The 26389-nt window shown below is 58.2% G+C and carries 24 protein-coding genes and 1 pseudogene; 9 read left to right on the top strand and 16 right to left on the bottom strand.

The window, feature by feature from the left end:
- The first annotated feature begins 94 nt into the window (after positions 1–94).
- Both AS136_RS20705 and chbG read left to right on the top strand, forming a co-directional pair.
- Positions 95–1441 (top strand): 6-phospho-beta-glucosidase, encoded by a 1347-nt coding sequence (locus AS136_RS20705; protein WP_008807751.1) that lies wholly within the window; start codon positions 95–97, stop codon positions 1439–1441.
- 12 nt (positions 1442–1453) lie between these two features.
- Positions 1454–2212 carry a chitin disaccharide deacetylase gene (gene chbG / locus AS136_RS20700; RefSeq protein ID WP_012542072.1) on the top strand — a complete coding sequence of 253 codons (759 nt, stop codon included), beginning with the start codon at positions 1454–1456 and terminating at the stop codon, positions 2210–2212.
- Between the two features lie 57 nt (positions 2213–2269).
- Here the strand turns inward: chbG and katE are convergent, their stop codons facing one another.
- Positions 2270–4528 (bottom strand): catalase HPII, encoded by a 2259-nt coding sequence (gene katE / locus AS136_RS20695; RefSeq protein ID WP_023322420.1) that lies wholly within the window; start codon positions 4526–4528, stop codon positions 2270–2272.
- A gap of 205 nt (positions 4529–4733) precedes the next feature.
- Between katE and cedA the strand changes: the two genes are divergently transcribed.
- Positions 4734–4973: a cell division activator CedA gene (gene cedA / locus AS136_RS20690; RefSeq protein WP_004151919.1), complete on the top strand. Its 240-nt coding sequence runs from the start codon at positions 4734–4736 to the stop codon at positions 4971–4973.
- Between the two features lie 57 nt (positions 4974–5030).
- Here the strand turns inward: cedA and AS136_RS20685 are convergent, their stop codons facing one another.
- The 4 genes from AS136_RS20685 to hxpB all read right to left on the bottom strand — a co-directional run bounded on the left by AS136_RS20685 (position 5031) and on the right by hxpB (position 8819).
- A complete protein-coding gene (locus AS136_RS20685) occupies positions 5031–6422 on the bottom strand; it encodes an L-cystine transporter (protein ID WP_008807755.1) in 1392 nt (463 codons plus the stop codon).
- Between the two features lie 135 nt (positions 6423–6557).
- Positions 6558–7148 (bottom strand): metal-dependent hydrolase, encoded by a 591-nt coding sequence (locus AS136_RS20680; RefSeq protein ID WP_002901611.1) that lies wholly within the window; start codon positions 7146–7148, stop codon positions 6558–6560.
- A 91-nt stretch (positions 7149–7239) separates the two neighbouring features.
- Positions 7240–8001, bottom strand: a complete 762-nt coding sequence (kduD, locus tag AS136_RS20675; protein WP_023322422.1) for a 2-dehydro-3-deoxy-D-gluconate 5-dehydrogenase KduD — start codon at positions 7999–8001, stop codon at positions 7240–7242.
- Positions 8002–8150: 149 nt separating this feature from the next.
- Entirely contained in the window at positions 8151–8819 is a 669-nt protein-coding gene (gene hxpB, locus AS136_RS20670; protein WP_012968454.1) for a hexitol phosphatase HxpB, read from the bottom strand.
- A 188-nt stretch (positions 8820–9007) separates the two neighbouring features.
- Between hxpB and AS136_RS20665 the strand changes: the two genes are divergently transcribed.
- Positions 9008–9544 (top strand): YniB family protein, encoded by a 537-nt coding sequence (locus AS136_RS20665; protein WP_008807758.1) that lies wholly within the window; start codon positions 9008–9010, stop codon positions 9542–9544.
- Positions 9545–9573: 29 nt separating this feature from the next.
- Here AS136_RS20665 and yciA read toward each other — a convergent pair whose 3' ends face one another.
- The 4 genes from yciA to AS136_RS20645 all read right to left on the bottom strand — a co-directional run bounded on the left by yciA (position 9574) and on the right by AS136_RS20645 (position 11856).
- Positions 9574–9972, bottom strand: coding sequence for an acyl-CoA thioester hydrolase YciA (yciA, locus tag AS136_RS20660; protein ID WP_008807759.1), 399 nt, complete (start codon positions 9970–9972; stop codon positions 9574–9576).
- Positions 9973–10079: 107 nt separating this feature from the next.
- The gene (locus AS136_RS20655) at positions 10080–10619 is read right to left on the bottom strand and encodes a septation protein A (protein ID WP_008807761.1); all 540 of its coding nucleotides are present in this window, start codon (positions 10617–10619) and stop codon (positions 10080–10082) included.
- Positions 10620–10673: 54 nt separating this feature from the next.
- Positions 10674–11417 carry a YciC family protein gene (locus tag AS136_RS20650; RefSeq protein ID WP_008807762.1) on the bottom strand — a complete coding sequence of 248 codons (744 nt, stop codon included), beginning with the start codon at positions 11415–11417 and terminating at the stop codon, positions 10674–10676.
- Between the two features lie 25 nt (positions 11418–11442).
- Positions 11443–11856 (bottom strand): YkgJ family cysteine cluster protein, encoded by a 414-nt coding sequence (locus AS136_RS20645; protein ID WP_008807763.1) that lies wholly within the window; start codon positions 11854–11856, stop codon positions 11443–11445.
- Positions 11857–12124: 268 nt separating this feature from the next.
- Here AS136_RS20645 and ompW point away from each other — a divergent pair, with 268 nt between their 5' ends.
- Entirely contained in the window at positions 12125–12763 is a 639-nt protein-coding gene (gene ompW, locus AS136_RS20640; protein ID WP_012542066.1) for an outer membrane protein OmpW, read from the top strand.
- 84 nt (positions 12764–12847) lie between these two features.
- On the opposite strand, the gene ybiX is transcribed toward ompW, so the two are convergent.
- The 3 genes from ybiX to AS136_RS20625 all read right to left on the bottom strand — a co-directional run bounded on the left by ybiX (position 12848) and on the right by AS136_RS20625 (position 17508).
- Positions 12848–13525, bottom strand: a complete 678-nt coding sequence (gene ybiX / locus AS136_RS20635; protein ID WP_008807765.1) for a PKHD-type hydroxylase YbiX — start codon at positions 13523–13525, stop codon at positions 12848–12850.
- Between the two features lie 48 nt (positions 13526–13573).
- Positions 13574–15859: a catecholate siderophore receptor Fiu gene (locus AS136_RS20630; RefSeq protein WP_063266950.1), complete on the bottom strand. Its 2286-nt coding sequence runs from the start codon at positions 15857–15859 to the stop codon at positions 13574–13576.
- 701 nt (positions 15860–16560) lie between these two features.
- Entirely contained in the window at positions 16561–17508 is a 948-nt protein-coding gene (locus AS136_RS20625; protein WP_023322424.1) for a quinone oxidoreductase family protein, read from the bottom strand.
- Positions 17509–17582: 74 nt separating this feature from the next.
- On the opposite strand from AS136_RS20625, the gene AS136_RS20620 reads away from it, so the two are divergent.
- Entirely contained in the window at positions 17583–18041 is a 459-nt protein-coding gene (locus AS136_RS20620; protein ID WP_008807769.1) for a MarR family winged helix-turn-helix transcriptional regulator, read from the top strand.
- Positions 18042–18084: 43 nt separating this feature from the next.
- On the opposite strand, the gene AS136_RS20615 is transcribed toward AS136_RS20620, so the two are convergent.
- A complete protein-coding gene (locus AS136_RS20615; RefSeq protein WP_012542062.1) occupies positions 18085–18993 on the bottom strand; it encodes a LysR family transcriptional regulator in 909 nt (302 codons plus the stop codon).
- 128 nt (positions 18994–19121) lie between these two features.
- On the opposite strand from AS136_RS20615, the gene AS136_RS20610 reads away from it, so the two are divergent.
- From AS136_RS20610 to AS136_RS20600, 3 genes and pseudogenes are all read left to right on the top strand, one after another.
- Complete coding sequence (locus tag AS136_RS20610; RefSeq protein WP_063266949.1) at positions 19122–20432, top strand: MFS transporter; 1311 nt, start codon at positions 19122–19124, stop codon at positions 20430–20432.
- A gap of 14 nt (positions 20433–20446) precedes the next feature.
- On the top strand, positions 20447–21535 hold the full coding sequence (locus tag AS136_RS20605) for a tartrate dehydrogenase (protein ID WP_008807772.1): 1089 nt from the start codon (positions 20447–20449) through the stop codon (positions 21533–21535).
- A 2-nt stretch (positions 21536–21537) separates the two neighbouring features.
- Positions 21538–22797: pseudogene (locus tag AS136_RS20600) on the top strand (glycerate kinase type-2 family protein).
- Positions 22798–23015: 218 nt separating this feature from the next.
- Here the strand turns inward: AS136_RS20600 and trpA are convergent.
- The 3 genes from trpA to trpCF are packed head-to-tail and all read right to left on the bottom strand — an operon-like array spanning position 23016 to position 26386.
- Positions 23016–23825 carry a tryptophan synthase subunit alpha gene (gene trpA / locus AS136_RS20595; protein WP_002901728.1) on the bottom strand — a complete coding sequence of 270 codons (810 nt, stop codon included), beginning with the start codon at positions 23823–23825 and terminating at the stop codon, positions 23016–23018.
- Positions 23825–25018: a tryptophan synthase subunit beta gene (gene trpB / locus AS136_RS20590; RefSeq protein WP_023322428.1), complete on the bottom strand. Its 1194-nt coding sequence runs from the start codon at positions 25016–25018 to the stop codon at positions 23825–23827. The genes trpA and trpB overlap by 1 nt, the downstream gene beginning before the upstream one ends.
- Before the next feature lie 9 nt (positions 25019–25027).
- Entirely contained in the window at positions 25028–26386 is a 1359-nt protein-coding gene (gene trpCF, locus AS136_RS20585) for a bifunctional indole-3-glycerol-phosphate synthase TrpC/phosphoribosylanthranilate isomerase TrpF (protein WP_008807775.1), read from the bottom strand.
- Between the last annotated feature and the right edge of the window lie 3 nt (positions 26387–26389).

The raw sequence follows: 26389 nt of genomic DNA, 5'->3' as shown, positions 1-26389 counted from the left end.
CCGCCCGGTTTATACCGAAAATCATTCAAGTTAACTGTCCGCATTGTTGCGGAGAGCGGCCTGCGTCCAGGCGTAGCGCCCAAGGGAGAAAAAGATGAGCCAGAAATTAAAAGTAGTCACTATTGGCGGCGGCAGCAGCTATACCCCGGAATTACTGGAAGGCTTTCTGAAACGTTACCATGAACTGCCGGTCACTGAACTGTGGCTGGTGGACGTGGAAGAGGGCCAGGAGAAGCTCGATATTATCCATGCGCTGTGCGAGCGGATGGTGGAAAAAGCCGGCGTGCCGATGAAGGTCTATAAAACGCTGGATCGCCGTGCGGCGCTGCAGGGCGCGGATTTTGTCACCACCCAGCTGCGCGTGGGCCAGCTGAAGGCGCGTGAAAAAGATGAGCGTATTCCGCTGAGCCACGGCTACCTGGGCCAGGAGACCAACGGGGCGGGTGGGCTGTTTAAAGGGCTGCGCACCATCCCGGTGATTTTCGATATCGTAAAAGATGTGCAGGAGATTTGCCCGGACGCGTGGATCATCAACTTCACCAACCCGGCGGGCATGGTCACCGAGGCGGTCTATCGCCACACCAGTTTCAAACGCTTTATCGGCGTGTGCAACATTCCTATCGGCATGAAGATGTTCATCACCGACGTGCTGCAGCTCAGCCCGAGCGATGAGCTGAATATCGACCTGTTCGGTCTGAATCATCTGGTGTTCGTCCGCGACGTGCTGGTTAACGGCGTCTCGCGCTTCGATGAACTGCTGGACGGCGTGGCCTCTGGCCGCCTGACCGCGAACTCTGTGAAAAATATTTTCGACCTGCCGTTTAGCGAGGGGCTGATCCGCTCCCTGCGCCTGATCCCATGCTCCTATCTGCTCTACTACTTTAAGCCAAAAGAGATGCTGGCGATTGAGATGGGCGAGTACTATAAGGGCGGCGCGCGCGCCCAGGTGGTGCAGAAGGTGGAGAAACAGCTGTTCGAGCTGTATAAAAATCCGGATCTCAAGGTCAAGCCGAAGGAGCTGGAGCAGCGCGGCGGCGCCTATTACTCCGATGCCGCTTGCGAAGTGATCAACGCTATCTATAACGACAAGCAGACTGAGCACTATGTGAATATCCCGCATCATGGCCACGTGGATAATATCCCGGCGGACTGGGCGGTCGAGATGAGCTGCACCTTAGGTCGCGACGGCGCGAAGCCGACGCCGCGCATCACCCATTTCGATGAGAAGGTACTGGGGCTTATCTACACCATCAAGGGGTTCGAAGTGGCGGCCAGCCAGGCGGCGATCAGCGGCGAGCTGAATGATGTGCTGCTGGCGCTGAACTTAAGCCCGCTGATCCATTCCGATCGTGACGCCGAGCAGCTGGCGCGGGAGATGATTCTGGCGCATGAAAAATGGCTGCCGAACTTTGCGGCGACTATCGAAAAACTGAAATCTTAACAGGAGCGGCCAATGGAACGCGTATTGATCGTCAATGCCGACGACTTCGGCCTCAGTAAAGGGCAGAACTACGGCATTATCGAGGCCTGCCGCAACGGCGTGGTGACATCGACCACGGCGCTGGTCAACGGCGCGGCCATTGACCACGCCGCCCAGCTAAGCCGCAGTACCCCGGAGCTGGCGGTCGGCATGCACTTTGTGCTGACGCTGGGCGAGCCGCTGTCGGCCATGCCGGGATTAACCCGCGAAGGCCGGCTGGGCAAATGGATCTGGCAGCAGGCAGAAGAAGGTCGCCTGCCGCTGGAGGAGATCGCCCACGAGCTGGCGTGTCAGTACCGTCGTTTTGTCGATCTCTTCGGTCATGAGCCGACGCATCTCGACAGCCACCACCATGTGCATATGATCGCCCCGATCTATCCCATCGTGGCGGCCTTTGCCCGCGAGAAGGGTATCGCGTTACGTATTGACCGCCAGGTGGCGGCGCAGAGTGGGCTCGATCAACAGGCGGCGCGCAGCAGCGCAGGCTTCAGCAGCGAGTTTTACGGCGAAGCTGTCTCTGAGGAACTGTTTCTGCAGACGCTGGATGCCTCAATCGCCCGCGGGGAGCGTTCCCTGGAGGTGATGTGTCATCCGGCTTTTGTCGATCAGACCATTATGGGCAGCGCCTACTGCTACCCGCGGCTGGGTGAGCTTGATGTGCTGACGTCTGCCGCGCTGAAAGCGGCGGTAGCCGACCGGGGTTATCGTCTGGGAACCTACCGCGACGTGTAAGCCCGATGGGGGAAAGGGAAAGTGAATCAAGCCCGGCACCGTGTGCCGGGCTTTTTACTACGCCGGAATAGCGGCGATTTTTGGACTTCTCGACCACACGCGATGCGCCGTCATCAGGGCGAGCAGTGTGTCCGCCGCTGGCGTGTCGAGAGCATCGGTGACGATGACCCCCTCTTCACCCTGGGCTGGGACCTGCAGAACGGACGTCAGCTGCCGCGCATCCCCTGCCAGCAGAATCGGCTTCAGATGCTTATAGGCTTCCAGCAGGTAATAGCGCGCGTCGCCGCTCTGGCTCAGGGCGCTGAGGTCGCCGCCAGGCACCACTACCGCATCCACCGTCAGCGATGGGGAACCGGCGAAGGTGCCGGCGATCGGCAGGGGAGAGCCATCGTCGGCGATGACTTCGCCCATCCGCGAGTAGAGCAGCTTGCTGTGCACGCCCTGGGCCTGCAGCGCCTGCAGGAGATGGACCAGATCCTGCGCCGAGGTGCGTTCGTTGAGCAGGACGGCCACTACACGGCCTTTCACATCCCCTTCGGCGTCGGCGTAGAGGCTGAGGCTGGGATCTTTCTCCACGCCGTTGACCGGGGAAGGCAGGGTAATGTTACGCTGATCGTCGCTCAGTTCGATACCTAAGTTCGCCCCGACCGCTTCCGCCAGCTTAGTATCAATGTGGGCCAGATGATCGACCACCCGCTCGCGGATCCAGGTGCGGACCACTTTGCTGAGTTCAAAGCTGAAACCATCGATAATATGCTGCTGCTCAATCGGCGTCTGGCTCAGCCAGAACAGACGCGGCTGGGCGTAATATTCGCCGAACGAAGGGCTGCGCTGGCGGATTTTTTCGCCGTCGACGCGCTCGGCGAGGGACTCAAAGCCGCCGCGTTTGGCCGCTGGCGGCGTCTCGCGCGGCCAGTTGTCGTTAATGGAGTTGGGCTCATAGTTGGCCGGATTGGTGTCAATGTCCATCCGGTGCATCCCGTCGCGCTGGAAATTGTGATACGGGCAGGTTGGACGGTTGATGGGGATTTCATGGAAGTTCGGCCCACCCAGGCGGCTAATTTGCGTGTCGGTGTAAGAGAAGAGGCGCCCCTGCAGCAGCGGATCGTTGCTGAAATCAATGCCCGGTACGATATGCCCGGGATGAAAGGCCGCCTGTTCGTTTTCGGCAAAGAAGTTGTCCGGATTGCGGTTGAGGACCATCTTGCCAACCCGTAAGACCGGCACCAGCGCCTCGGGGATCAGCTTGGTGGGATCGAGCAGATCGAAGTCAAAATCAAACTCGTTCTCCTCGGGGATGAGCTGCAGGCCAAGCTCAAATTCCGGGTAGTCCCCGGCTTCGATGGCCTCCCACAGGTCGCGGCGATGAAAATCGGGGTCGCGACCGGTCAGCTTCTGCGCTTCATCCCACACCAGCGACGCCTTGCCGGCCACCGGTTTCCAGTGGAAGCGAACGAAGGTGGCTTTGCCCTCGGCGTTGATCAGACGGAAAGTGTGGATCCCAAAGCCTTCCATGGTGCGATAGCTGCGCGGGATGCCGCGATCCGACATCGCCCACATCACATTGTGCAGCGTTTCCGGTTGCAGGGAGACATAGTCCCAGAAAGTATCGTGGGCGCTCTGTCCCTGCGGGATGGCCCAGTGGGGTTCAGGCTTCACGGCGTGGACAAAATCGGGGAACTTCATCGCGTCCTGGATGAAGAAGACCGGTGTGTTGTTGCCGACCAGGTCAAAAATCCCTTCGTCAGTGTAAAACTTGGTAGCGAAGCCGCGAATATCGCGGACGGTGTCCGCCGACCCCGCGCCGCCCTGCACGGTGGAGAAGCGCACAAAGACCGGGGTGATCTTATCGGCTGCCGAGAGAAAATCGGCTTTGGTCAACGCTGTCAGGCTTTTGTAGGGCTGGAAGTAACCGTGGGCGGCAGAGCCGCGGGCATGAACGATACGCTCCGGAATTCGCTCATGGTCAAAGTGGGTAATCTTCTCCCGCAGAATGAAATCTTCCAGCAGCGTTGGGCCGCGGGCGCCGGCGCGTAGCGAATTCTGATCGTCGGCAATACGTACGCCCTGGTTGGTGGTCAGCGGATAGTCTTCTCCGCCTTTACGCTGCGGCTCCAGGGCGTCAAGTTTGCTGCTGTGGGTTTCCGGTGCTTTCAGGCTGCCGGGGGCGGTCGGTTCGGCGCCTGGGGCGGTGGGTTTCGGCGTGGGGCGCCACTCCTGGTCATCCGGCGCCAGCGAGTCGAGCCCCGGTTTCGCTTCCTCGCTGTCGTGGACCGGTGCCTGCTGGTGGTGAGGGTTTGGGTGCTTATCAGACATTACTCGTCTCCTGCTTTCATTGCTAAAAGTGGTCGTTGATAAACCAAAACCCTTCTAACTATAGAACATTACGCTGCCTGCGCTCGGCGCAGGGGCAGGGAGTTATCCTAAAATGCGCATCGGCGGCAGGGGGGCGACGAACGGGCCCACAATCGGCTATGATAGAGGTTTCTGTTTCCCGCTCTGTTTAGTGAATCCATTTGTTATGAAACCATTGCGCCAACAAAATCGCCCTGTCATTAGCTACGTGCCGCGCGTGGAGCCTGCGCCTCCGGAACATGCCGTGAAAATGGACCATTTTCGCGATGTCTGGATTTTGCGCGGGAAGTATGTTGCCTTTCTGCTGATGGGGGAGCATTTTCGCCGCTCGCCAGCGTTCAGCGTGCCGGAGTCGGCCCAGCGCTGGGCTAACCAGGTGCGTCAGGAAGGTGAGATTGAAGCCTGAGTCTGCTGCAGAAATAAAAAAACCGCTGATAATCAGCGGTTTTTTTGTGCTTACCGTTTAGCGATGCGCCAGCTCGGCCTCTTCTTCGCTATCGAAAATCGACTTGTCGGTCTGGCGCAGCCACTGGCTGGTCAGGGTCCCGGCGGTCATTGAGCCGTTAACGTTCAGCGCGGTACGCCCCATGTCGATCAGCGGTTCGACGGAGATCAGCAGCGCTACCAGGGTCACCGGCAGGCCCATCGCCGGCAGAACGATTAGCGCGGCGAAGGTGGCCCCGCCGCCCACCCCGGCGACGCCCGCCGAGCTGACGGTGACGATGCCCACGAGGGTGGCAATCCACATCGGATCCAGCGGGTTAATGCCCACGGTCGGCGCGACCATGACTGCCAGCATGGCCGGGTAGATACCGGCGCAGCCGTTCTGGCCGATGGTGGCGCCAAAGGAGGCGGAGAAGCTGGCAATTGACTCCGGTACGCCCAGGCGTCGGGTCTGCGCTTCCACGTTCAGCGGAATCGACGCGGCGCTGGAGCGGCTGGTGAAGGCGAAGGTGATCACCGGCCAGACTTTACGGAAGTACTTCAGCGGGCTGATGCCGTTAATCGCCAGCAGCAGGCCGTGGACGACAAACATAATGCCCAGCGCAATGTACGAAGCTACCACGAAGCCGCCAAGTTTGATGATGTCCTGCAGATTCGACCCGGCAACCACTTTGGTCATCAGGGCCAGTACGCCGTAAGGGGTCAGCTGCATCACCAGACGAACCAGCTTCATCACCCAGCCCTGCAGGGTATCGATGGCCGTCAGCACGCGCTGGCCTTTTTCCACATCCTCTTTCAGCAGCTTAAGCGCTGCCACGCCGAGGAATGCCGAGAAAATGACGATACTGATGATGGAGGTCGGGTTAGCCCCGGTCAGGTCAGCAAACGGGTTCTTCGGCACAAAGGAAAGGATCAGCTGCGGTACGCTGAGATCGGCCACTTTTCCCACATAGTTGCTCTGGATGGCGTTCAGACGGGCTGTTTCTGCGCTGCCCTGAACCAGACCCTCGGCGGTGAGGCCGAACATATTGGTCACCAGCACGCCAACCAGCGCAGCGATAAGCGTGGTGAACAGCAGAGTGCCGATGCTCAGGAAGCTGATTTTTCCCAGCTGAGAGGCATTATGCAGCCTGGCCACCGCGCTCAGGATCGAGGCGAAGACCAGCGGCATCACAATCATTTGCAGCAGCTGGACATAGCCATTACCGACGATATTGAACCACTGGATGGAATCCTTCAGCACCTGGCTGTCCGAACCATAGATCAGCTGCAGCGCCAGACCAAAGACCACACCAATGGCCAGACCAACCAGCACTTTCCTGGCCAGGCTCCACTGTTTATGGCGAGTTTGCCCCAGCGCAAACAGTAATACGGCGAACACGACTACGTTCGCTATTAATGGAAAGTTCATCCCCGTTCTCCTGATATTTTTATAACCTGGGCTGGTGGATAACCAGCTCTTATGACGGCAAGGTTAGCAGAAGGCGTTATCAAGGACTTATATTCAAATGGAATGGGTTATAACCAAATGGCGTTTTCCGACGGTTTATCGGCCACTCTGGTGACTAATAAAGCGATTGAAGGTGATTTGCAGGGAATTGATCACTCCGGAAGACCAGCGTATTGCGCTGTTGTCCGCCAGCGTCTGCGGCATCCAGACGGCATAGACGAACAGCGCCATGCATAAAGCGCGCTCCAGTTGGTTACCCTTGCGCGGCGCGAGGATCGGCAGCCGGAAGCGCCAGCGGCAGGGCCACAGCAACGGCACCCCGGCGGGGGTGAGCATATCGGCGAGGATGTGGCTGAGATAGCCCAGCACCAGGCCCTGGAGGGCGTCCGCCGGGACAATCCAGCTGTCAGGCACTTTCAGATAGAACAGCGTCAGCGCGCCAAAGACGGCCAGCAGGCTGTGGGTAAAGCCGCGGTGGCCAAAGGCCCGCGCCACGGGCTTTGAGATCCAGCTCAGCCGCTGGCCGAGAAACGACTTAGGGTGATCGATATCCGGCAGCAGGCAGGTCAATACCGCAGAGGGCACAATATGCCACCAGTCGCCCTGCGCCAGCACCGGCGTTAACTCTGCGTTTTTGGCAAATACTGCGCAGGCGATTGAAAAGAAGAGATGGCCTTCCGCCGTCATGATAACACACCCTAAACTGTCGATTCATACAGTATAGGGTTTTTATACAGTGTACGGAAGAGGTGACGGTGTAACTCTTTGTCACAAATTCTCAGCGTGCCAGCCATCCTCCATCGACGGCCAGCGTATAGCCGTTAATATAGTCGGCGGCGGCCGAGGCGAGAAACACCACCGGCCCCTGCAGGTCTTTGGGTTCTCCCCAGCGACCGGCGGGAATGCGCTCGAGGATCGCCTGGTTACGTTCTTCATCTTCGCGCAGCGCCTGGGTGTTATTGGTGGCCATATATCCTGGCGCAATGGCGTTGACGTTGATGCGTTGGCCGGCCCATTCGTTGGCCAGCAGACGGGTCAAACCCAGCACGCCGCTTTTCGAGGCGGTGTAGGAGGGGACGCAGATCCCACCCTGAAACGAGAGCATCGAGGCGATGTTAATGATTTTTCCGCCATCGCCCTGGCGAATGAACTGCCTGGCGACCGCCTGGCTGAGAAAGAAAACCGCTTTGAGATTCAGATCGATCACCGCGTCCCAGTCGCTTTCCGTGAAGGTCAGGGCATCATGGCGGCGGATAATCCCGGCGTTATTGACCAGAATATCGACCCGACCCATCGCCGCGACCGCCAGGTCGACCAGCACGCTCATCTCATCCTGAAGGCTGAGATCCGCCTGAATGGCATGAAAGCGGCGACCCATCGCCTGAACCTGTGCTGCCGTGTCATGGGGAATTTTACGGTTGATGCCGACGATATCGCACCCGGCCTGCGCCAGGCCCAGCGTCATTCCCTGTCCCAGTCCGGTATCGCAACCGGTCACGATGGCGACCTTACCCGTCAGGTCTAAGGCGTTCAGTACCATATTCACCTCTGTCAGCTGATCTTCAGGCGTACGATGACGCCACCTGTGACCAGCATAGAGGCAGGAAAACAAAATTACAATAAAAATGAAACGTTGTTTTGAATTTATTGCCGGCGGCGTGACAGCGATCGCGTCACCCGCCAGCGGCCTTACCCGAGCAGGGCTTCCGCAGTCAGGGCCTGCAGTGACGGGAGCTTGACGTCCGCCAGCACAAAGCGCGGGTCGCGGCTGTTCTCCGCTTCCGGTACCACGATAGCGCGCATGCGCGCGGCTTTGCTGGCGATCATGCCGTTGACCGAATCCTCCAGCGCGACGCAGCGCTGCGGGTCGACTCCCAGGGCTGCGGCGCAGTTGAGGTATACCTGCGGGTGCGGTTTGCTCCAGGGCAGATGTTCCGCGGAGGCGAGCGCATCAAACTGGTCGCGCAGTTCGAACATGTTGAGCACTTTCTCCAGCATCACCAGCGGCGAGGCCGAGGCCAGGCCCACCTTCAAGCCCTGCGCTTTACACAGGGCCACCGCCTCGCGTACGCCCGGTAGCAGCGGGCGTGAGGCTTCCACCAGCTCGATGGCCCGGCGGATAATGCGCGCGGTGGCTTCTGCGCGATCGACGCCGTGCCACGGCTGCTGGGCATACCACAGATCCACCACAAGGTCGATTCGCAGACCAAGCAGGTCGGGCAGTTCATCGCGGCGGCGGGTATCCACCCCCAGGCTTTCCATGACCTCGACCTCCGCCTGATCCCAGAGCGGCTCAGAGTCAATCAGCAACCCGTCCATATCAAAAATCGCGGCCTCAATGCGGCGCTTCGCTGACATATGTCCTTCTCCTGTTGCGTAATCAGATAAACGAATCGGCATTCATGGTATATCATACCGCGCGTTATTGGGCGAAATTCGCCGCGGAAGATAGACTTATACCCGACTCATTCGGGTAAGCGAGGAGCGCCTGCACCACGCAACAGGCGGCAGGCGAATCACCAACGCGTCTTTAACAAGGGGAACTCATGACGTACCAACAAGCTGGACGCATAGCGGTTATCAAACGCATTTTGGGATGGGTTATCTTTATTCCCGCCGTGCTGTCGACGCTGATTTCTGTGCTCAAATTTATGTATGAGCACAGTGAAAAGAAACCCGGCATTGACGCGGTAATGATGGATTTTGCGCATGTCATGATTGAGATGATGCGCTTTAACACGCCATTCCTGAACTTTTTCTGGTACAACTCGCCGCTGCCGGATTTCCACCACAGCCTGAACATCGGCTTCTGGATCATCTTCATTCTGGTTTTTGTCGGCATGGCGCTGCAGGCCTCCGGCGCGCGGATGGCGAGGCAGGCGAAATTTCTTCGCGAGGGGATTGAGGATCAGCTGATCCTCGAGCAGGCCAAAGGCGCAGAAGGGTTATCCCGTGAGCAGCTCGCTGAGCGGATCGTGGTACCGCGCCATACCATCCTGGTGCAATATTTCCCGCTGTATGTGCTGCCGGTGATCGTGATTATTATCGGCTACTTCTTCTTCTCGCTGCTGGGCTTTCTGTAAGCCAGGTGCCCGGTTAGCCGGGCGCCATATTATTCTGCCGGCAGAGCCCGCGGTTTACCCTGATTATCGACGGCAACGTAGATAAACAGCGCTTCCGTCGCCTTATAGCGCTGGCCAATCGGTTCAGAAGAGACTTTTTTCACCCACACTTCGATGTTAATCGTCACCGAGGTGTTACCGCGCTTCACGCAGCGGGCGTAGCAGCACACCACGTCGCCGACGGCCACCGGGCGTAAAAAGGTCATCCCATCCACGCGCACGGTCACCACGCGACCCTGAGCGATCTCTTTGGCCATGATGGCGCCACCGATATCCATCTGCGACATCAGCCAGCCGCCAAAAATATCCCCGTTGGCATTGGTATCCGCCGGCATCGCCAGGGTGCGTAAAACCATTTCGCCCTTCGGGGCAAGATCTGTAGTTGTCATGCTCTACTCTGTTGTGGTCAAAGACGATCAGCGGGATGCTACTATGAAAACGGGGCGGAGAGAATAGGGGAAAGCGCCCGCAGAGGCGGGCGCAAGCTGCCGGGGAGTTAGTGGTGGTCGTCCTGCGGCATATGGCGGTAGATGTAGATCCCGCTCAGCAGGGTAAAGACCAGCGTGAGGGCGGTTAAGCCAAAGACCTTGAAGTTCACCCAGATATTCTGCGGCAGCCAGAAGGCGATATAGATATTGGCCAGCCCGCAAAGGATAAAGAACACCGCCCAGGCCAGGTTAAGCCGCGACCAGACCTGCTGCGGCAGGGCCAGCTCTTTGCCCAGCATGCGCTGAATCAACGGCTTTTTCATCACCCACTGGCTGAACAGCAGCGCGCCGGCGAACAGGGCATAGATCACCGTCACCTTCCATTTAATAAACTCATCATTGTGGAAGAAGAGAGTTAACCCGCCGAAGACGGCCACCAGCACAAAGGTGATCAGCGCCATTTTTTCGACTTTACGGTAGCGTACCCAGCTGTAGATCAGCACGATAGCGGTCGCGACGATCAGCGCGGTGGTGGCGGCGTAGATATCGTAAAGCTTATAGAAGGCAAAGAAGACCACCAGCGGTAAAAAATCCAGAAACTGCTTCATACATCGATCCCGTCTTTCAGGACGGACCGGGGAAGACCCCGATCCTGGTTAAGATTAGTTGCGGATAAGCATATACACGCGGAATAAATAGATCAGCAACAGGGCGGATATCAGGTTGCTGATGGTATTGATGACCACCGCGCCGACGTTTGGCGTCAGGACAGCAAAGCTGGAAGCGAACAGTAACAGCAGGGTTTTTGCCACCAGCCAGCCAATGATAGCCGGCGCCACCAGCCGCAGATTGGCCCACGCCAGACGCATGCTGCTGCGCATGGCGCTGAGGATACCCATTTTGTCCTGCACCAGCATGATCGGCGCAAAGGCCAGCACGATGGCCAGCAGCACGCCGGGCACCAGGACCAGCATCATCCCCATCTGCACCAGGAAGGTAGTGAAGAGGATCAACAGCAGCAGCTTCGGCAGCACCGGGGCTGAGGCGCCGATGGCACGCAGGGCGCTAACGCGATGACCGGCGGAGACCAGCTGGATCAGCAGCAGAACGCCGCCGGCGAGGATCGCATTGCCCACCAGACCCGAGAAGGTTGATGCCGCCGAGGCGCGCAGCAGAACCTGCTGCTGCTCCGGCGTCATGTTCTGCACCAGCTCAAACAGCCCGGCGCTACCGGCGAGGTTATCGCCTTCGCTGAGTATCGACAGCTGCTCGTCACTGGGTGAAAAGGCATGGCCAAGTACTACCGTAATAAACGCGCACAACAGCGCAATCAGCAAAATGGTAATGAACTGATTACGAAAAAAATTCCCGGTGTCACGGTAGACGGACTTCGCCGTGATAGACATGCATTCTCCTTGAGTGTCGCAGGTGTTAACTAGCCGGCGATTGTACCGCAAATCGTTCCCTCGTAGCACTCTCTGCACCATTCAGGGCAGGTATATCTTTGTAAAGAGGCCGCAATGGCGGTAGGCCATAGCGCGCCCGCGCCCGGTTGCAGGCGTCATTTTCCTCACCATTCTCACCGGACATGGCGAATTCGCGGCACGGTGAGGGACGGTTTTCATAAATAGTGCAGTGGACGGCGTCACCGATGTCGCCTGACAGCGCCGCGCAGCGGCTCTGGCGCTGGTTGGTGCCGCTCATGCAGCGCAGGAAAGGGGTCAGCGGCTCGGTCAGCGCGGAAGGCACCAGGCCACCCGCGTCGTCGGCTTCCGCCCAGTAGAAAGAGACACGAAAATACGCACAACAGGCACCGCACGTCATGCACGGGTTGATTTCACTCATAATTACACCTGAAAAAAACGCATCAACACAGATTGTCGGCAGTTAACTTATCCAGCCGCTTTTGCGGCGGCAAGAGGGGGAGAAATATTTTTTTCACGGAAAGTGAAAATTGATGTGAGAAGGATTCAGGGTATTGCGATCGGTAGCAAAAATTAATCTGGATCAATAAATGTTAAATCTAAGGTTTTAGTGTGATCTAAAACAGATCAAACGTAACTCGTTATAGGTATATTTGGCCGCGCTGAAAAACCATAATGAGGAAGTGGATATGAAGAAGTTAGCAGCGGCGGCATTAATTCTTAGCACGCTTTCCACCGGCAGCGTCTGGGCGCATGAAGCGGGTGAATTTTTCATTCGTGCCGGGACCGCCACCGTCCGACCGACGGAGGGCTCTGACAATGTGTTAGGCAGCCTTGGCAGTTTCAACGTCAGTAACAACACCCAACTGGGTTTAACCTTTACCTATATGGCCACCGATAACATCGGCGTGGAGCTGCTGGCGGCAACGCCGTTCCGCCATAAGGTCGGCACCGGGCCAACCGGGACTATCGCCACCGTCCATCAGTTGCCACCCACCCTGATGGCGCAGTGGTACTTTGGCGATGCGCAAAGCAAGGTGCGCCCGTACGTGGGGGCGGGTATTAACTACACCACCTTCTTTAATGAAGACTTTAACGATACCGGCAAGGCGGCCGGGCTTTCCGATCTGAGCCTGAAGGACTCCTGGGGCGCGGCGGGGCAGGTCGGCCTCGATTATCTGATTAACCGTGACTGGCTGCTGAATATGTCGGTGTGGTACATGGATATCGATACCGATGTGAAATTCAAAGCCGGCGGCGTGGACCAGAAAGTCAGCACCCGTCTGGATCCGTGGGTGTTTATGTTCTCCGCGGGTTATCGATTTTAAATCCTGCTGAAAACTGGCCAACGGATGGCCAGTTCATTGTCACGTCACACCTGTCTGCCGCAAGCCTTCGCCATCGATAGCGGATCACACTTCCGTCCACTGGCGCAGTAGGTTGTGATACATGTTGAGCAGGGAGAGGACCTCTTCTCCGTCGCCAAAGCGGGCCTTCAGAGACTGGATGGTGCGGTCCAGGTCGTAAAGCATCGCGCGCTGCTTATCGTCGCGGACCATCGACTGGATCCACAGGAAAGAGGCCTGACGTACGCCGCGGGTAACCGGGGTGACGCAGTGCAGGCTGCTGGCGGGATAGAGCACCAGATGCCCGGCCGGGAGCTTCACCCGGTGCTGGCCATAGGTGTCTTCAATCACCAGTTCACCGCCCTCATAGCTCTCCGGCTCGCAAAGAAACAGCGTCGCTGACAGGTCAGTGCGCATCCAGCCCGCCTCGCCGTTCTGGCGAACGGCGCCATCGACATGAAAACCGTAGGTCTCCCCTGGCCCATAGCGGTTAAACAACGGTGCGGAAATCGTCCGCGGCAGCGCGGCGGAAAAAAACTGCGGGTGGCCGCGCAGCGCGTCGAGCACGGCGGCTTGCAGGCGGGCATACAGCGGCGTACGGGTATCGATCTGCTGGTTCTGTTTGACGGCCGCCCCCTGGCTGCCCACCGTAACCCGTCCGTCGACCCACTCGGCCTGCGCCAGCTGCCGGGTAAATTCCGCCACCTGGTCTGCCGATAGCACGTCAGGAATGTGATACATCATCGCGGTGTTCTCTCTAAAAGGTGGGGCGCAACGGCCCCACGCACAGACTCAGAAGTGGACGTTCGCCGTCAGCATAAAGGTACGGGGTTCGCCCGGATGATAGCGATAGCCGCTCTTGTTGATGGAGGCCACGTAATCGGTATCAAACAGGTTGTACATATTGAGCTGCAGATCGAGGTTGCTGTTGACCCGATAGCCCAGTTTGGCGTCGGCGACCCAGTAGCCCTCGGTGTGATCCGGGGTACCGACCGCGCCATCGCTGCCCCGGCGCAGGCTTCCGACATAGCGCACACCGCCGCCGACGGACAGATCGCTGGTGGCCTGATACTGCGTCCACAGCGTAAAGGCATGTTTCGGGGTGTAGGCCAGGGCGGAAGATCCATCCTGCGCTACGTTCTGTCCCTCCGTCACTGTCGCATGCTGCTGCGTGTAGCCGGCGATGATCGTCCAGTCCGGGGTCAGGTTTCCGGTTGCGGAGAGTTCATACCCCTCCACGCGCTTTTTGCCGTACTGCGACCAGGTTCCGTCATCGTTGGCGGCCACTTCGTTTTCAATATCGGTACGGAATAACGCCGCGCTGAGCAGCAGACGGTTGTCGAAGATTTGCCACTTGGTGCCCAGCTCGCTGGATTTCGCCTTCTGTGGCTTAAAGTCGGTTCGGTTGGCGCTGTTGCCGCTACCGCTGGCGGCCAGGGCGAAACTGCTGCCCCCCGGCGGCTGCTGTGAGATGGCGTAGTTGACGTAGACATTGCCCTGCTCGGTTAAGCGGTACAGTGCCCCGGCTTTCCAGTTAACCAGATTGCCGGATTTGGCGGTATCCACGGTGGTGACCGGGCTGCCCGTCGACTGGCCGGGCGGGCAGGCGATAGCCCCGCGTCCGCTGCCGCCGCAGGCGGTGGCGCTGTCATATTTAGTATGATAATTGTCGAGACGTAGCCCGCCGTTGACCTCAATCCGTTCGGTCAGCGTCAGCGTATCGAAGGCATAAATCCCGAAGGTATCAGTCTGGCCGTTGGCATTCGCTCCGTTTCTGTCCAGCCCGCCAATCGACAGGTTGCTCACCGGATGGTAGAGATTCACCGCCGGCGCGGTCATGGCGTTAACGCCATAGTTGGTCTGGTTTTCCCGGGTAAACTCCACGCCGGCGCTGACGTCATGGCCTATCGAGCCGGTATTGAAGGTCGAGGTGATATTGGTCTGGTTGGTCAGAATGCGGTTGCTGACATCTTTGGTATTAACCAGACGCGACCAGCTCCAGGTGTTGACGTCATTGATATCGGGGGCGGTGATATTGCTCGCGCCGCCCATCACCGCGGTCAAAAGATACTCCTGTTTCACCCGCGACCAACGGGTGGTATTGCGCACGGTGGTATTGTCCGTCAGATCGTGTTCGAAGCGTAGGGTGCCGCTGTCGGTGGTGGATTTATCATAATCGGAGTCGGTGCCATAGAAATTGTTGGTATCCACCTTCCCGGCGGAATTGAGCGCGGCATATTTCGGCGAAGGTGCCGAATAGCCCGGCAGGCCGACGGTGGGGATCCCGCCATCCGGGGTGTTGTTCTGCCGGACATGCAGATAGTTCAGATACAGACGAGTTGGGGTATCGAGTCCGAAGGCCAGCGATGGCGCGATGCCATAGCGTTCGTTTTCAATGCGGTCCCGACCGGCGTCATGAGTTTTTTCCCCCATCAGGTTCAGACGGAACGCGGCGTTGTCGCTAAACGCCTGGTTCAGGTCGAGCGTTCCCCGACGCGACCAGGCGCTGCCGATGCTGGCCGAACCGTCGATCCCGGAGTCAAGGCGCGGCTGCTTGCTGATCATATTGATCGATCCGGAGGGCGCGCTGCGGCCATAGTCCGTGCCGGCGGGTCCTTTGATGACTTCCACCTGCTGGGTATTGAAGGTATCGCGCGTCACGCTGCCGATGTCGCGGATGCCGTCCACATAGATGCTGTTAGAGGTATCCACGCCGCGCATGTAGATGGCATCCCCGGTGGTTGAACTGCCATTCTCGCCGGCATAAAACGCCCCGACGCCGGGGACGTTTTTGAGGGCGTCAGTCAGGTTGGTGACGCCCTGATCTTTAATCACCTGTTCCGGGATCACGGTGATGGTGCGGGTGGTATCGACCAGCGGTTTATTGAACTTGGGATCGGCGGAGGCGCCGGGAGAGTAGAGTGAGGGCGGAGTGGCTTCCACCACCAGCGTCTCTTCACTATTTTTGACTGATTTTTCCGCTGCGATGCCCGTTGCCGGTGAGGCCCCCAGACACAGACCCGTAAACAATGCCAATGAGTTGAAACTGCCAAACGGCAGAGAAGCGTTTTTTTCCATGATAAATGCAGGCTTATTTTTTGTTATGAGCACATACCACACCGCGCAAAAGCGACGTTTTTCGTCGTCTGGCTTGCGCTGACCCGGTGTGATTCTATAAATGATAAAAAGAATAGTTATCATTCGCCTTAATATTTACATAGAAATGTTGACGTTTAAACATATTTCTTCATCGCGATTTACATAGTTCATAAATTTTGAACGAAAAGGGCGGGGATGAAGCAAAAGAGCGGCTGGAAGAGGCCGGTGACAGGCCGCGCCGCGAGGTGACAGGCGCCAGGGCTAACCCGGCGCTTCGTGGTTTTTGGCATAAAAGATGCCCTCCTTCTGCGCGAGGAGAACGCCGTTCTGGAAATTGGTGTAATGAAAAATAGCGGCCCACCGATCCCTCTGCAGGCACTGTTCCGCGACCGCGTTATTGGGGGGACGACCAGCGAGCGTTCTCCCGCCGCGTGACGGAGAACAATGCCGCGCCGTATGTCGTCTGGAGCAAGCGCCGGGCCACTGCTGGCTGCGGCAACTGGTGCGTGAGGTGTGTCGCCAGTAAAAAAAAGCCCGCACAAGTGCGGGCAAAAATACTGGAAGCAATGTGAGCAATGTCGTACTGAATACCTGAGTTGTTTACTCAACTATTCAGTAATGAGAAAGATAATATTTCTCATTTAAGATATCAACCCCATCTTTTGTGCGGAAGCGATTTTTTATCCGAGGGTGAAAACCGTGCGCTTCTGGCTGTCGTCCTGCGGCCAGGCCGCCGCGATCTCCTGCAGCGGCCGCGGGGTGGTGGCGATGGTGAATTTACCCGGCACCGCCGCCTGCAGCATTTCACCTGTCGCCGCCAGCAGCTGCGGCATCGACAGGCTACCGATACCGCTGCCCATCAGCACGAGCGGTGCGGAACGCAGAACTGCGCCATTTAACGCGATATCGGCGCCAGCCAGGGACCCCACCTGCACATAGCGCACCGGTCTGCCGGCTGGGGTATATTTCGCCAGGGCCGGCAATAACACTTCCGCGCTGTGTCCCCACAGGTAATCGATGACCACGTCAATCTGCGCGGCGCTGGTCGCTGAAAATTGCCCGCTCAAGGTTTTATCATCAGCGGTTAACTGAATACACTCATCGGCGTCCAGCGCCGCCAGCGTCTGCGCATTCCGTCCGGTTGCAATGATTTTTTTCGCCCCCAGATAGCGGGCAATCTGCACCGCCAGCTGACCGGCGCTGCCGGTGGCGCCGTTAATCAGCACCGTTTCACCGGCCTGGAGCTGGGCGCGAGTCACCAGAGACGCCCACGCGGACATGCCGGGATTGGCCATCGCCGCGGCGCTAACATCATCGATCGCATCCGGCACCGGCAGGCAACTCTGCAGGGCAACCGGCGCCTGCTGCGCCATACTGCCGAAGGGGGCGGTGGGGAAGGCGAAATAGACGCGCTGGCCCTGAGGTGTGGTGCCGACGCCATCGATACCGGGCACAAAGGGCAGATTGCCGTCGAAGCTGTAATGGCGTCCGGATGCGCGGGCCTTAACCACATGGCTCAGCGCGGCGGCGCGGACGTCAATGATCGTCTGGCCGGGCGCGGGCTGCGGGTCGATGAAATCGGCCCAAACCGGGCCTTCTGCGAGGTCAAAAACCACGGCTGCTTTCATAAATTATCTCCTGTCGGGAATTATGTGTAAAATACACATATTGTTTTGCAGCACTATACGCGGAAAATTAATATATGCAAGATGCACATAATGACTACGACATTACCGACTTTCACGGTGCGCTACTGGATATCATCAGCGTGATGAACCAGCCGCTGCGCGACGAGCAGATCCTCCAGGCGGCCGGCGTCCAGCTGGAACAGATGCTGTTTCCGCTGCTGGTGGCGGTAGGGCGCCATGGCCCGGTAGGGGTGGTTGAGCTGGCGGATCATTTAGGGCGCGATTACACCACCGTCAGCCGCCAGGTGAAAAAACTGGAAGCCCAGGGACTCGCCTGTAAGCAACCTAACCGTCATGACCGACGGATCAGTGAAGTGACGCTTAGCGCCAGCGGACAACAGATGATCGACAGTATTGCGGTAGCGCGGCGGCGGTTAATGAATCAGGTGCTGGCGCAGTGGCCGGAAGATGAAGTGCAGGCGCTGTTTCGCTTAACGCGCAAATACGCCGACAGTTTGCAGCAACCGAGCTAAATTCTCGCGTGCTGCCGCCCTGGCGCAACAATCATCTTGTTCGTCACAAATCACGGGTCAGCTCGTCGATGTTGTCGGAAAGTATCTCCAGCAGGGATCGTACATAGATATTGTTATTTCCCTGATGCCACATCGCGCTGAGGGGAAGGCCTTCGATATGTTTTTTGGGCGTGAGCGCAAGGTATTTCACGCCGTCCGCATTCATGTCTTTATAGGACGCAGGCACCAGAGCAATGCCGAGTCCTGCGGCAACAAAACTCAGGATAGTCTGCTTCTCTTCAGCATACTGCGCGATAACAGGCATGCTGCCACCTTCCTTGAAAATATTCATTGTCAGGTCATGGCTGTGACGCCGGGTGCGTCTTTCCGGCAAGATAACAGGCTCGTGCCGAAAGTCATCGATACTGACTTCATCATAACTGACCAGCCGGTGGTTAGTGGGCACGGCGAGCACGCAAGTTTCATTGGCGATAAATCGCGTTGTCAGCATGGCATCAATGTGTTCCGGCGGCCGCACAAAAACCACATCCAGCCACCCTGAAATGAGTCGGGGGATAAGTTTGTGAGATTTATCTTCTGTAAGATGAATATCTGCTTCAGGAAAACGCCTGACGAAAAGATTAAGCAATTCAGGAAGTAATCCTTTGGCTGCGCTGTCGATAGCCCCGATCCGCAACGTTCTTTTCTGCAACAGGCTATTTTTCCGGAATCGCTGCCGTAGCGCATCGAAATCAGCAATGACCGTTTTGGCCTCATTTAAAAAGGCGGCGCCTTCAGGTGTTAGCGACACGTTGCGGGTCGATCGATTCAGTAGCCTGATCCCCAAATCATCTTCCAGCAGTTTGATGAAGCGACTCAGTGACGCAGGCATCATTTCGAGTTTACGGGCAGCCCGGCCAAAGTGAAGCTCATCACCTAATACCACAAAGCAACGTAGCTGATTTATATCCATTTTTTCACCAAAACCTGATTATACAAATTATTTATATAAAGCTGTGCCGATGATAAAGCGGTTCAAAACTTCATACTGGGATTATTACAAAACGATAACAACCCTACATCACTATGGAGCATCCCGTCATGAATAACGACCTCGAAAAGAAGGTGATGCGCAAAGTTACCCTGCGCATTATTCCTTTCATCATGCTGCTGTACTTCATTGCCTTCCTTGACCGCGTCAATATTGGCTTTGCCGCCCTGACCATGAACCAGGACCTGGGGTTTTCACCCACCGTTTTTGGTCTGGGCGCTGGCATTTTCTTCCTGGGTTATTTTCTGTTTGAGGTACCGTCAAACTTAATTCTTCATAAAGTGGGCGCCCGCATCTGGATCGCCCGCGTCATGATCACCTGGGGGTTCGTCTCTGGCTGCATGGCTTTTGTGCAGGGCACGACGAGCTTCTACATTCTGCGTTTTCTGCTCGGCGTGGCGGAAGCCGGTTTCTTCCCGGGTATCATTCTCTATCTCAGCTACTGGTTTCCTGCCGCCAGGCGTGCGCAGGTCACTGCCATCTTTATGGCCGCAGCTCCCCTGTCGACAGCACTGGGATCGCCGGTTTCGGCCGCTTTGCTCGAGATGCATGGCTTCCTCGGCTACGCCGGCTGGCAGTGGATGTTTGTACTGGAAGCTTTCCCGGCGCTGGTGCTCGGTGTTGTGGTTTTGTTCTTCCTGACGGATCGTCCGGCCAAGGCCAAATGGCTGACTGATCAAGAGCGTGCCTGGCTGGAAAACGCCATGCAAGACGAGGAGCGGGCACGGGCGGCAAAACAGAGCCATTCCAGTGCATGGCGAGGGCTAGCGGATATACGCGTCCTGGCGCTGGCGCTGGTCTATTTCGGTACCTCAGCCGGGCTGTATACGCTTGGCATCTGGTCCCCGCAAATCATTCGCAGTTTCGGTGCTTCCTCGCTGGAGATTGGTTTCCTGAACGCTTTTCCGGCGGTGATCGGCGTCATCGCCATGATCCTCTGGGCGCGTCATTCCGATCGAACCAAAGAGCGCAGCTGGCACGTCATTGGCGCCTGCCTGCTGGCGGCGGCCGGACTGATATACGCCGGTAACGTCAACACATTGTTTACCGTGATGCTTGCCTTAACGCTGGTCACTGTGGGGATTAGCGCATCAAAACCCCCTCTGTGGAGCATGCCAACCCTGTTCCTCAGCGGCCCGGCTGCGGCCGCTGGCATTGCCGCTATCAACTCCATCGGCAACCTCGGCGGTTTCGTCGGCCCGATGATGATTGGCGTGATCCGCGAGCAAACCGGTAGCTACAGCTGGGGCCTGTATTTTGTCGCCGGATTGCTGGCGCTCTCGGCCCTCGTGGTCGTGATTCTTTCTGCCAGAGCGAACAAATCGCCGACGGCAGAGCTTCCACATCCTCATACTCATTAACTGGAGAAGTAACGATGCGTCACTACAAAATTGCTGCCATCCCTGCGGACGGTATCGGACCGGAAGTCATTTCGGCAGGTATTGAAGTCTTGCACGCGCTGACGCGCCACGATCCGCAACTGAAATTTGATATAGAGACCTTTGACTGGGGGTCAGACTATTACAAAAAACATGGCGTGATGATGCCGGAAGAAGGACTGAACATGCTGAAAGCATTCGATGCCATTTACTTCGGCGCGGTGGGGGCACCGGATGTCCCTGACCACATCACACTCTGGGGCCTGCGGCTGCCTATTTGCCAGGGCTTTGACCAGTACGCCAATGTGCGACCCACCAAAATTCTGCCGGGCGTCACTTCACCGCTGCGCAACCGCGGGCCGGGCGATCTTGACTGGGTCATCGTGCGTGAAAACTCTGAAGGTGAATATTCTGGTAACGGCGGCCGTGCGCACCGTGGTTTACCTGAAGAAGTCGGTACCGAAGTGGCAATCTTTACCCGTGTTGGGGTAACGCGCATTATGCGCTATGCCTTCAGACTGGCGCAGTCTCGGCCACGTAAACTGCTGACCGTGGTAACCAAATCCAACGCCCAGCGCCATGGCATGGTGATGTGGGATGAGATTGCCGCTGAAGTGGCGCAGGAATTCCCGGATGTGCAGTGGGACAAAATGTTGGTCGATGCCATGACGCACCGTATGACGTTGCATCCCCAGACCCTGGATACCATCGTTGCCACCAATCTGCACGCCGATATCCTTTCCGATCTGGCTGGCGCGCTGGCGGGTAGCCTGGGCGTAGCGCCGACCGCGAATATTGATCCTGAACGCCGCTTCCCTTCCATGTTCGAACCGATCCATGGTTCCGCATTCGATATCACCGGCAAAGGGATTGCGAACCCCATTGCCACTTTCTGGACCGCGGTACAGATGCTTGAACATCTGGGCGAACGCCATGCCGCTGCGCTGATTATGGAAAGCATTGAGTATGTGTGTGAAAAAGGCATTCTGACGCCAGATGTCGGTGGCTCAGCCAATACCGCGGAGGTGACACGCGCCGTGGTGCACTACATTGACGCTAAAGCTGACATTGCCGAGACCGCATAACCATGAATAACGAACAGGCTGCCGAGATCCTGCAGGATATCTTTCAACATGCGGTCAACAGTGCCCGCGCCGGGCCGGTGACTCTGGCTAACCTGCCGGAAAAACCTCGCGGCCGTTGTGTGGTGATCGGTGCGGGTAAAGCGTCCGCGGCAATGGCGGCTGCCGTAGATGCAGCCTGGCCGGATGTGGCGGTGTCGAGCGTGGTGGTGACGCGTTACGGTTACGCGGTTCCTGCGGGCCGCATCCGCATTATTGAGGCGGCTCATCCCGTATCAGATGCCATGAGCGAGGTTGCCGCAATGCTGATTGTGGAGACGCTGCGCGGTTTAACTGCCGATGATCTGGTGCTGGCATTGATTTCAGGGGGAGGGTCGGCGCTGATGGCGCTGCCCGCCCCGGGGTTAACGCTGGCAGATAAGCAGACCATCACCCGGGCCCTGCTCCATAGCGGGGCCAGCATCAAAGAGATGAATCTGGTACGTCGTCATCTCTCAGCGGTGAAAGGCTGAAAGCTGGCGACCATGGCGCAACCGGCGCGCATCGTATCACTGATTATTAGCGATGTGCCTGGCGATGATCCGACGGACGTAGCGTCTGGCCCCACCGTTGCCGATAACAGCGCACCACGTGATGCGCTCCGGGTACTGCAGCGGTATGGCATTGCGATCCCGAAGCCCGTTAGCGAACGGCTAAACCAGCCGGCCGGCCCGATGGAAAACGCCGCGACAGGCGAGGTCAGGCTTATCGCCACGCCGGCGATGGCGTTAGCGGCGGCGGGGCTGGCCGCACGACAACATGGGCTCACCCCCCTTATTTTGGGGGATGCGATAGAAGGTGAAAGCAGGGAAGTGGCGGTGGTCATGGCCGGTATGGCGAAATCGGCGAAGCAGTATGGTCACCCGATTTCAGGGCCTGCTGTACTGTTGTCAGGTGGCGAAACCACGGTGACAGTAAACAACACTCCGCCTGGAAAAGGGGGCCGCAATACCGAGTTTTTACTCAGTCTGGCCTGTGCGCTCCAGGGGGAACACGGTATCTGGGCCATGGCGGGAGATAGCGATGGTATTGATGGCACAGAAGATGCCGCAGGTGCGATCGTCTTCCCGGATACGCTTGCGCGCGGCAAGCTGAGCGGTCTTAATGCAGTGCAATATCTGGATGGCCATGATAGTTACTGCTATTTTCACGCGCTTAATGATTTGCTGATCACCGGCCCGACGTTAACCAACGTCAATGATATTCGGGCAATATTGATTGCCTGACTGTATCGCTCTCCTGTGCCAGGGAGAGCGATATTTTTCCCTTTCAACATAGTTCAAATCTTCGGCATCCGCCCGCCATCCATTTCCACGTTAAAGCGCATCGCCTGGCGCCAAGGTGTCGATCATCGTTCCGTCTGATGTGTTGGCGTGCAAGATGACATGGAGGGGAAGGTAACGCGAGGAAATCGCCGCCTGGCGCAATACCAGGCGGCTAACGGTCAGGCGGTTTTGGTCGCCGCCTTCAGGCTCTGGACGAAGGCTTTCAGTTCGTCGAGCATGGTCTGCGGCTCATCGAGGTGGCGTTCGATGATTTTGACGATGGCGGAACCGGAGATAGCCCCGGCGGCCCCGGCGTCAATGGCGGCGCTCACCTGCTCCGGCGCGGAGATACCAAAGCCCTGCAGCGGCGGCGCGGCGTGATATTCCGCCAGCTTCTCCACCAGGTGGTGCAGCGGCAGTGCGGCGCGATTTTCCGCACCCGTCACTCCGGCGCGCGACAGCAGATAGGTGTAGCCGCGGCCATAAGAAGCAATCTGGCGCAGTAAATCGTCATCCGCATTGGGCGGGCAGATGAAAATCGGCGCGATGTTATGGCGCATCGCCGCCTGGCGGAACGGGGCGGACTCTTCCACCGGCACGTCGGCCACCAGCACCGAGTCGACGCCAACGCGGGCGCACTGGGCATAGAACGCATCGATGCCCGGGCTGAAGACGAGGTTGGCGTACATCAGCAGGCCGATTGGGATGGTCGGATGCTTCTGGCGGATCGCCGCCAGCATCTCAAAGCACTGCGCCGGGGTCACTCCCGCGGCGAAGGCGCGCAGGGCCGCGCCCTGGATGGTCGGGCCGTCCGCCAGCGGGTCGGAGAAAGGGATCCCCAGCTCAAGGGCATCGGCGCCGCCTTCGATCAGCGCATCGATAATTTTGAGCGACTGCTCCGGTCCCGGATCGCCAAGGGTGACAAAGGGAACGAAGGCGCCTTCCTGGCGATTTTTCAGTTGGGCAAACAGCGTCTCATAGCGTTCCATCAGATTTCCCCTCGCGCTTTCAGGATGTCATGTACGGTGAAAATGTCTTTGTCGCCGCGACCGGAGAGGTTAACCACCAGCAGCTGCTCTTTTTCCGGGTTCTCGCGCATCATCTTCAGCGCGTGGGCCAGGGCGTGAGAGGACTCCAGCGCCGGGATAATCCCTTCGTGGCGGGAGAGCGCTTTAAACGCGTCCAGCGCTTCGTTGTCGGTGATCGACACATAGTCAGCGCGACCGGTGCTGTTCAGAAACGCGTGCTGCGGCCCAACGGACGGGAAGTCCAGCCCGGCGGAAATGGAGTAAGACTCTTCGATCTGGCCGTCGGCGGTTTGCATCATCGGCGACTTCATACCGAAGTAGATCCCCACGCGGCCATGCTTCAGCGGCGCGCCGTGCTCGCCGCTTTCGATACCGTGCCCGGCCGGTTCCACGCCGATCAGGCCGACGTTGGTTTCATCAATAAAGTCGGCAAACATGCCGATGGCGTTTGACCCACCGCCAACGCAGGCGATCACCGCGTCCGGCAGACGTCCTTCTTTTTCGAGGATCTGCGCTTTGGTCTCTTCGCCAATCATGCGCTGGAATTCACGTACAATGGTCGGGAACGGATGCGGACCGGCGGCGGTGCCCAGCATATAGTGCGCCTTCTCGTAGCTACCAGACCAGTCGCGCAGCGCCTCATTACAGGCATCTTTCAGCGTGGCGGAGCCGCTGTGCACCGGGATCACCTCGGCACCCATCAGGCGCATACGGAAGACGTTCGGCGACTGGCGCTCGACGTCCTTGGCGCCCATGTAGATACGGCATTTCAGGCCGAGCAGGGCGCTGGCCAGCGCTGAGGCGACCCCGTGCTGACCGGCGCCGGTCTCGGCGATAATTTCGGTTTTGCCCATCCGTTTGGCCAGCAGGGCCTGGCCCAGCACCTGGTTGGTTTTGTGCGCGCCGCCGTGCAGCAGATCTTCGCGTTTCAGGTACAGGGTGGTGCGAGTACCTTCGGTCAGATTCCGGCATTTGGTCAGGGCCGTCGGACGTCCGGCGTAGTTTTTCAGCAGGCCAGTGAATTCCGCCTGAAAGGCCGGGTCCTTCTGCGCGCTGACAAAGGCTTCTTCCAGCTGGCGCAGGGCGGGCATCAGGATCTGCGGCACATACATGCCGCCGAATTCGCCGAAGTAGGGGTTCAGTAAAGTGCTCATTATTGCTCCTTAATATGCGCGCAGCGTCTGGAATACGGAGGCCAGTTTGCTGGCGTCTTTAATCCCGGGTTGCGACTCTACGCCTGAATTGAAATCGAGTCCGGCACAGCCGCTTTTGGCCGCTTCCACACAGTTATCGGCACCCAGGCCACCCGCCAGCATGACGTTGCGCAGATCCTGGCCCTGCAGCAGGCTCCAGTCAAAGCGCTGGCCGCTGCCGCCCTGGCCGTTGTCGAACAGGTACTTGTCGACATGGCGGAGCGTACGGGCCGGGAGGGTTTCACCAACGCTCAGCGCTTTCCAGATACGGACGTTGTCCGCGAGGGCGTCGCGCAGCGCGTCGATATAGGCCTGGTCCTCATCACCGTGCAGCTGCACGGCGGCCAGCCCCAGAGCCTGCGCGCGGGCGACCACCTCGTCCAGCGGCGCATTGCGAAACACGCCGACGTACTGCAGCGGCGCTGCGGCGATCACCGCTTTGGCCTGGGCGTCATTCACCGCCCGCGGCGAAGTCGGGACGAAAATCAGGCCACCGTAGATGGCGCCGGACTCCCAGGCCACCTGGGCATCCTGCGGGCGCGTCAGGCCGCACACTTTATTCTCGCCGAGCAGCACGCGTTTAACCGCCGCTTCCAGATCCGCCTGCTCCATCAGGGCGGAGCCGATCAGGAAGCCGTTGGCGAAGTGGCTCAGCTCGCGCACTTCAGCATAGGTATGGATGCCGGATTCGCTGATCACCGTGACATCCGGGCCGAGACGCGCCGCCAGCTGACGGGTGCGGTTAAGGTCAATCGACATATCGCGCAGGTCGCGGTTGTTAATGCCCACCACCTTCGCCTTCAGGGCGATGGCGCGCTCCAGCTCCTCTTCGTTGCTGACTTCGGTCAGCACGCCCATATTCAGGCTGTGCGCCACCGCGGAGAGCTGGCGGTACTGCTCATCGTCGAGCACCGAGAGCATCAGCAGGCAGGCATCGGCCTGATAGTAGCGCGCCAGGTAGATCTGGTAAGGGTCGATGGTGAAGTCCTTACACAGGATCGGCTGCGGCGCGACCTTGCTGACGATCGGCAGAAAATCGAAACTGCCCTGGAAATATTTCTCATCACACAGCACTGAGATCGCCGAGGCGTAGTGTTTGTAGATGCTGGCGATCGCCGCCGGATCGAAATCTTCGCGAATCAACCCCTTCGACGGCGAGGCCTTTTTGCACTCGAGAATAAACGCGGTGCGGGTGCCGGCCAGCGCGTCATAGAAATTGCGCTGCGTCGGGACCACTTCATTCTGAAAACTGGCTAACGGTTGTTGTTGTTTGCGGGCTTCTACCCAAATCGCTTTGTCGGCAACGATTTTTGCTAAAACGGTCTGCATTCT

The sequence above is a fragment of the Klebsiella sp. D5A genome, from assembly GCF_001620885.1.
GTDB classification, from domain to species: Bacteria; Pseudomonadota; Gammaproteobacteria; order Enterobacterales; family Enterobacteriaceae; genus Klebsiella; species Klebsiella variicola.
The sequence above is the reverse complement of the archived record's forward strand: the minus strand, read 5'-3'. Positions and strand labels throughout refer to the sequence as shown.

Coding starts and splice junctions, on each gene's coding strand:
- AS136_RS20680 (WP_002901611.1), bottom strand. CDS start 7,148: ATGACGGCGGAAGGCCATCTCTTCTTTTCAATCGCCTGCGCAGTATTT.
- AS136_RS20685 (WP_008807755.1), bottom strand. CDS start 6,422: ATGAACTTTCCATTAATAGCGAACGTAGTCGTGTTCGCCGTATTACTG.
- AS136_RS20615 (WP_012542062.1), bottom strand. CDS start 18,993: ATGGATATAAATCAGCTACGTTGCTTTGTGGTATTAGGTGATGAGCTT.
- AS136_RS20605 (WP_008807772.1), top strand. CDS start 20,447: ATGCGTCACTACAAAATTGCTGCCATCCCTGCGGACGGTATCGGACCG.
- AS136_RS20655 (WP_008807761.1), bottom strand. CDS start 10,619: ATGAAGCAGTTTCTGGATTTTTTACCGCTGGTGGTCTTCTTTGCCTTC.
- AS136_RS20705 (WP_008807751.1), top strand. CDS start 95: ATGAGCCAGAAATTAAAAGTAGTCACTATTGGCGGCGGCAGCAGCTAT.
- katE (WP_023322420.1), bottom strand. CDS start 4,528: ATGTCTGATAAGCACCCAAACCCTCACCACCAGCAGGCACCGGTCCAC.
- yciA (WP_008807759.1), bottom strand. CDS start 9,972: ATGACAACTACAGATCTTGCCCCGAAGGGCGAAATGGTTTTACGCACC.
- trpA (WP_002901728.1), bottom strand. CDS start 23,825: ATGGAACGCTATGAGACGCTGTTTGCCCAACTGAAAAATCGCCAGGAA.
- hxpB (WP_012968454.1), bottom strand. CDS start 8,819: ATGTCAGCGAAGCGCCGCATTGAGGCCGCGATTTTTGATATGGACGGG.
- cedA (WP_004151919.1), top strand. CDS start 4,734: ATGAAACCATTGCGCCAACAAAATCGCCCTGTCATTAGCTACGTGCCG.
- AS136_RS20610 (WP_063266949.1), top strand. CDS start 19,122: ATGAATAACGACCTCGAAAAGAAGGTGATGCGCAAAGTTACCCTGCGC.
- ompW (WP_012542066.1), top strand. CDS start 12,125: ATGAAGAAGTTAGCAGCGGCGGCATTAATTCTTAGCACGCTTTCCACC.
- kduD (WP_023322422.1), bottom strand. CDS start 8,001: ATGGTACTGAACGCCTTAGACCTGACGGGTAAGGTCGCCATCGTGACC.
- AS136_RS20650 (WP_008807762.1), bottom strand. CDS start 11,417: ATGTCTATCACGGCGAAGTCCGTCTACCGTGACACCGGGAATTTTTTT.
- chbG (WP_012542072.1), top strand. CDS start 1,454: ATGGAACGCGTATTGATCGTCAATGCCGACGACTTCGGCCTCAGTAAA.
- AS136_RS20645 (WP_008807763.1), bottom strand. CDS start 11,856: ATGAGTGAAATCAACCCGTGCATGACGTGCGGTGCCTGTTGTGCGTAT.
- AS136_RS20620 (WP_008807769.1), top strand. CDS start 17,583: ATGCAAGATGCACATAATGACTACGACATTACCGACTTTCACGGTGCG.
- ybiX (WP_008807765.1), bottom strand. CDS start 13,525: ATGATGTATCACATTCCTGACGTGCTATCGGCAGACCAGGTGGCGGAA.
- trpB (WP_023322428.1), bottom strand. CDS start 25,018: ATGAGCACTTTACTGAACCCCTACTTCGGCGAATTCGGCGGCATGTAT.
- trpCF (WP_008807775.1), bottom strand. CDS start 26,386: ATGCAGACCGTTTTAGCAAAAATCGTTGCCGACAAAGCGATTTGGGTA.
- AS136_RS20625 (WP_023322424.1), bottom strand. CDS start 17,508: ATGAAAGCAGCCGTGGTTTTTGACCTCGCAGAAGGCCCGGTTTGGGCC.
- AS136_RS20630 (WP_063266950.1), bottom strand. CDS start 15,859: ATGGAAAAAAACGCTTCTCTGCCGTTTGGCAGTTTCAACTCATTGGCA.
- AS136_RS20665 (WP_008807758.1), top strand. CDS start 9,008: ATGACGTACCAACAAGCTGGACGCATAGCGGTTATCAAACGCATTTTG.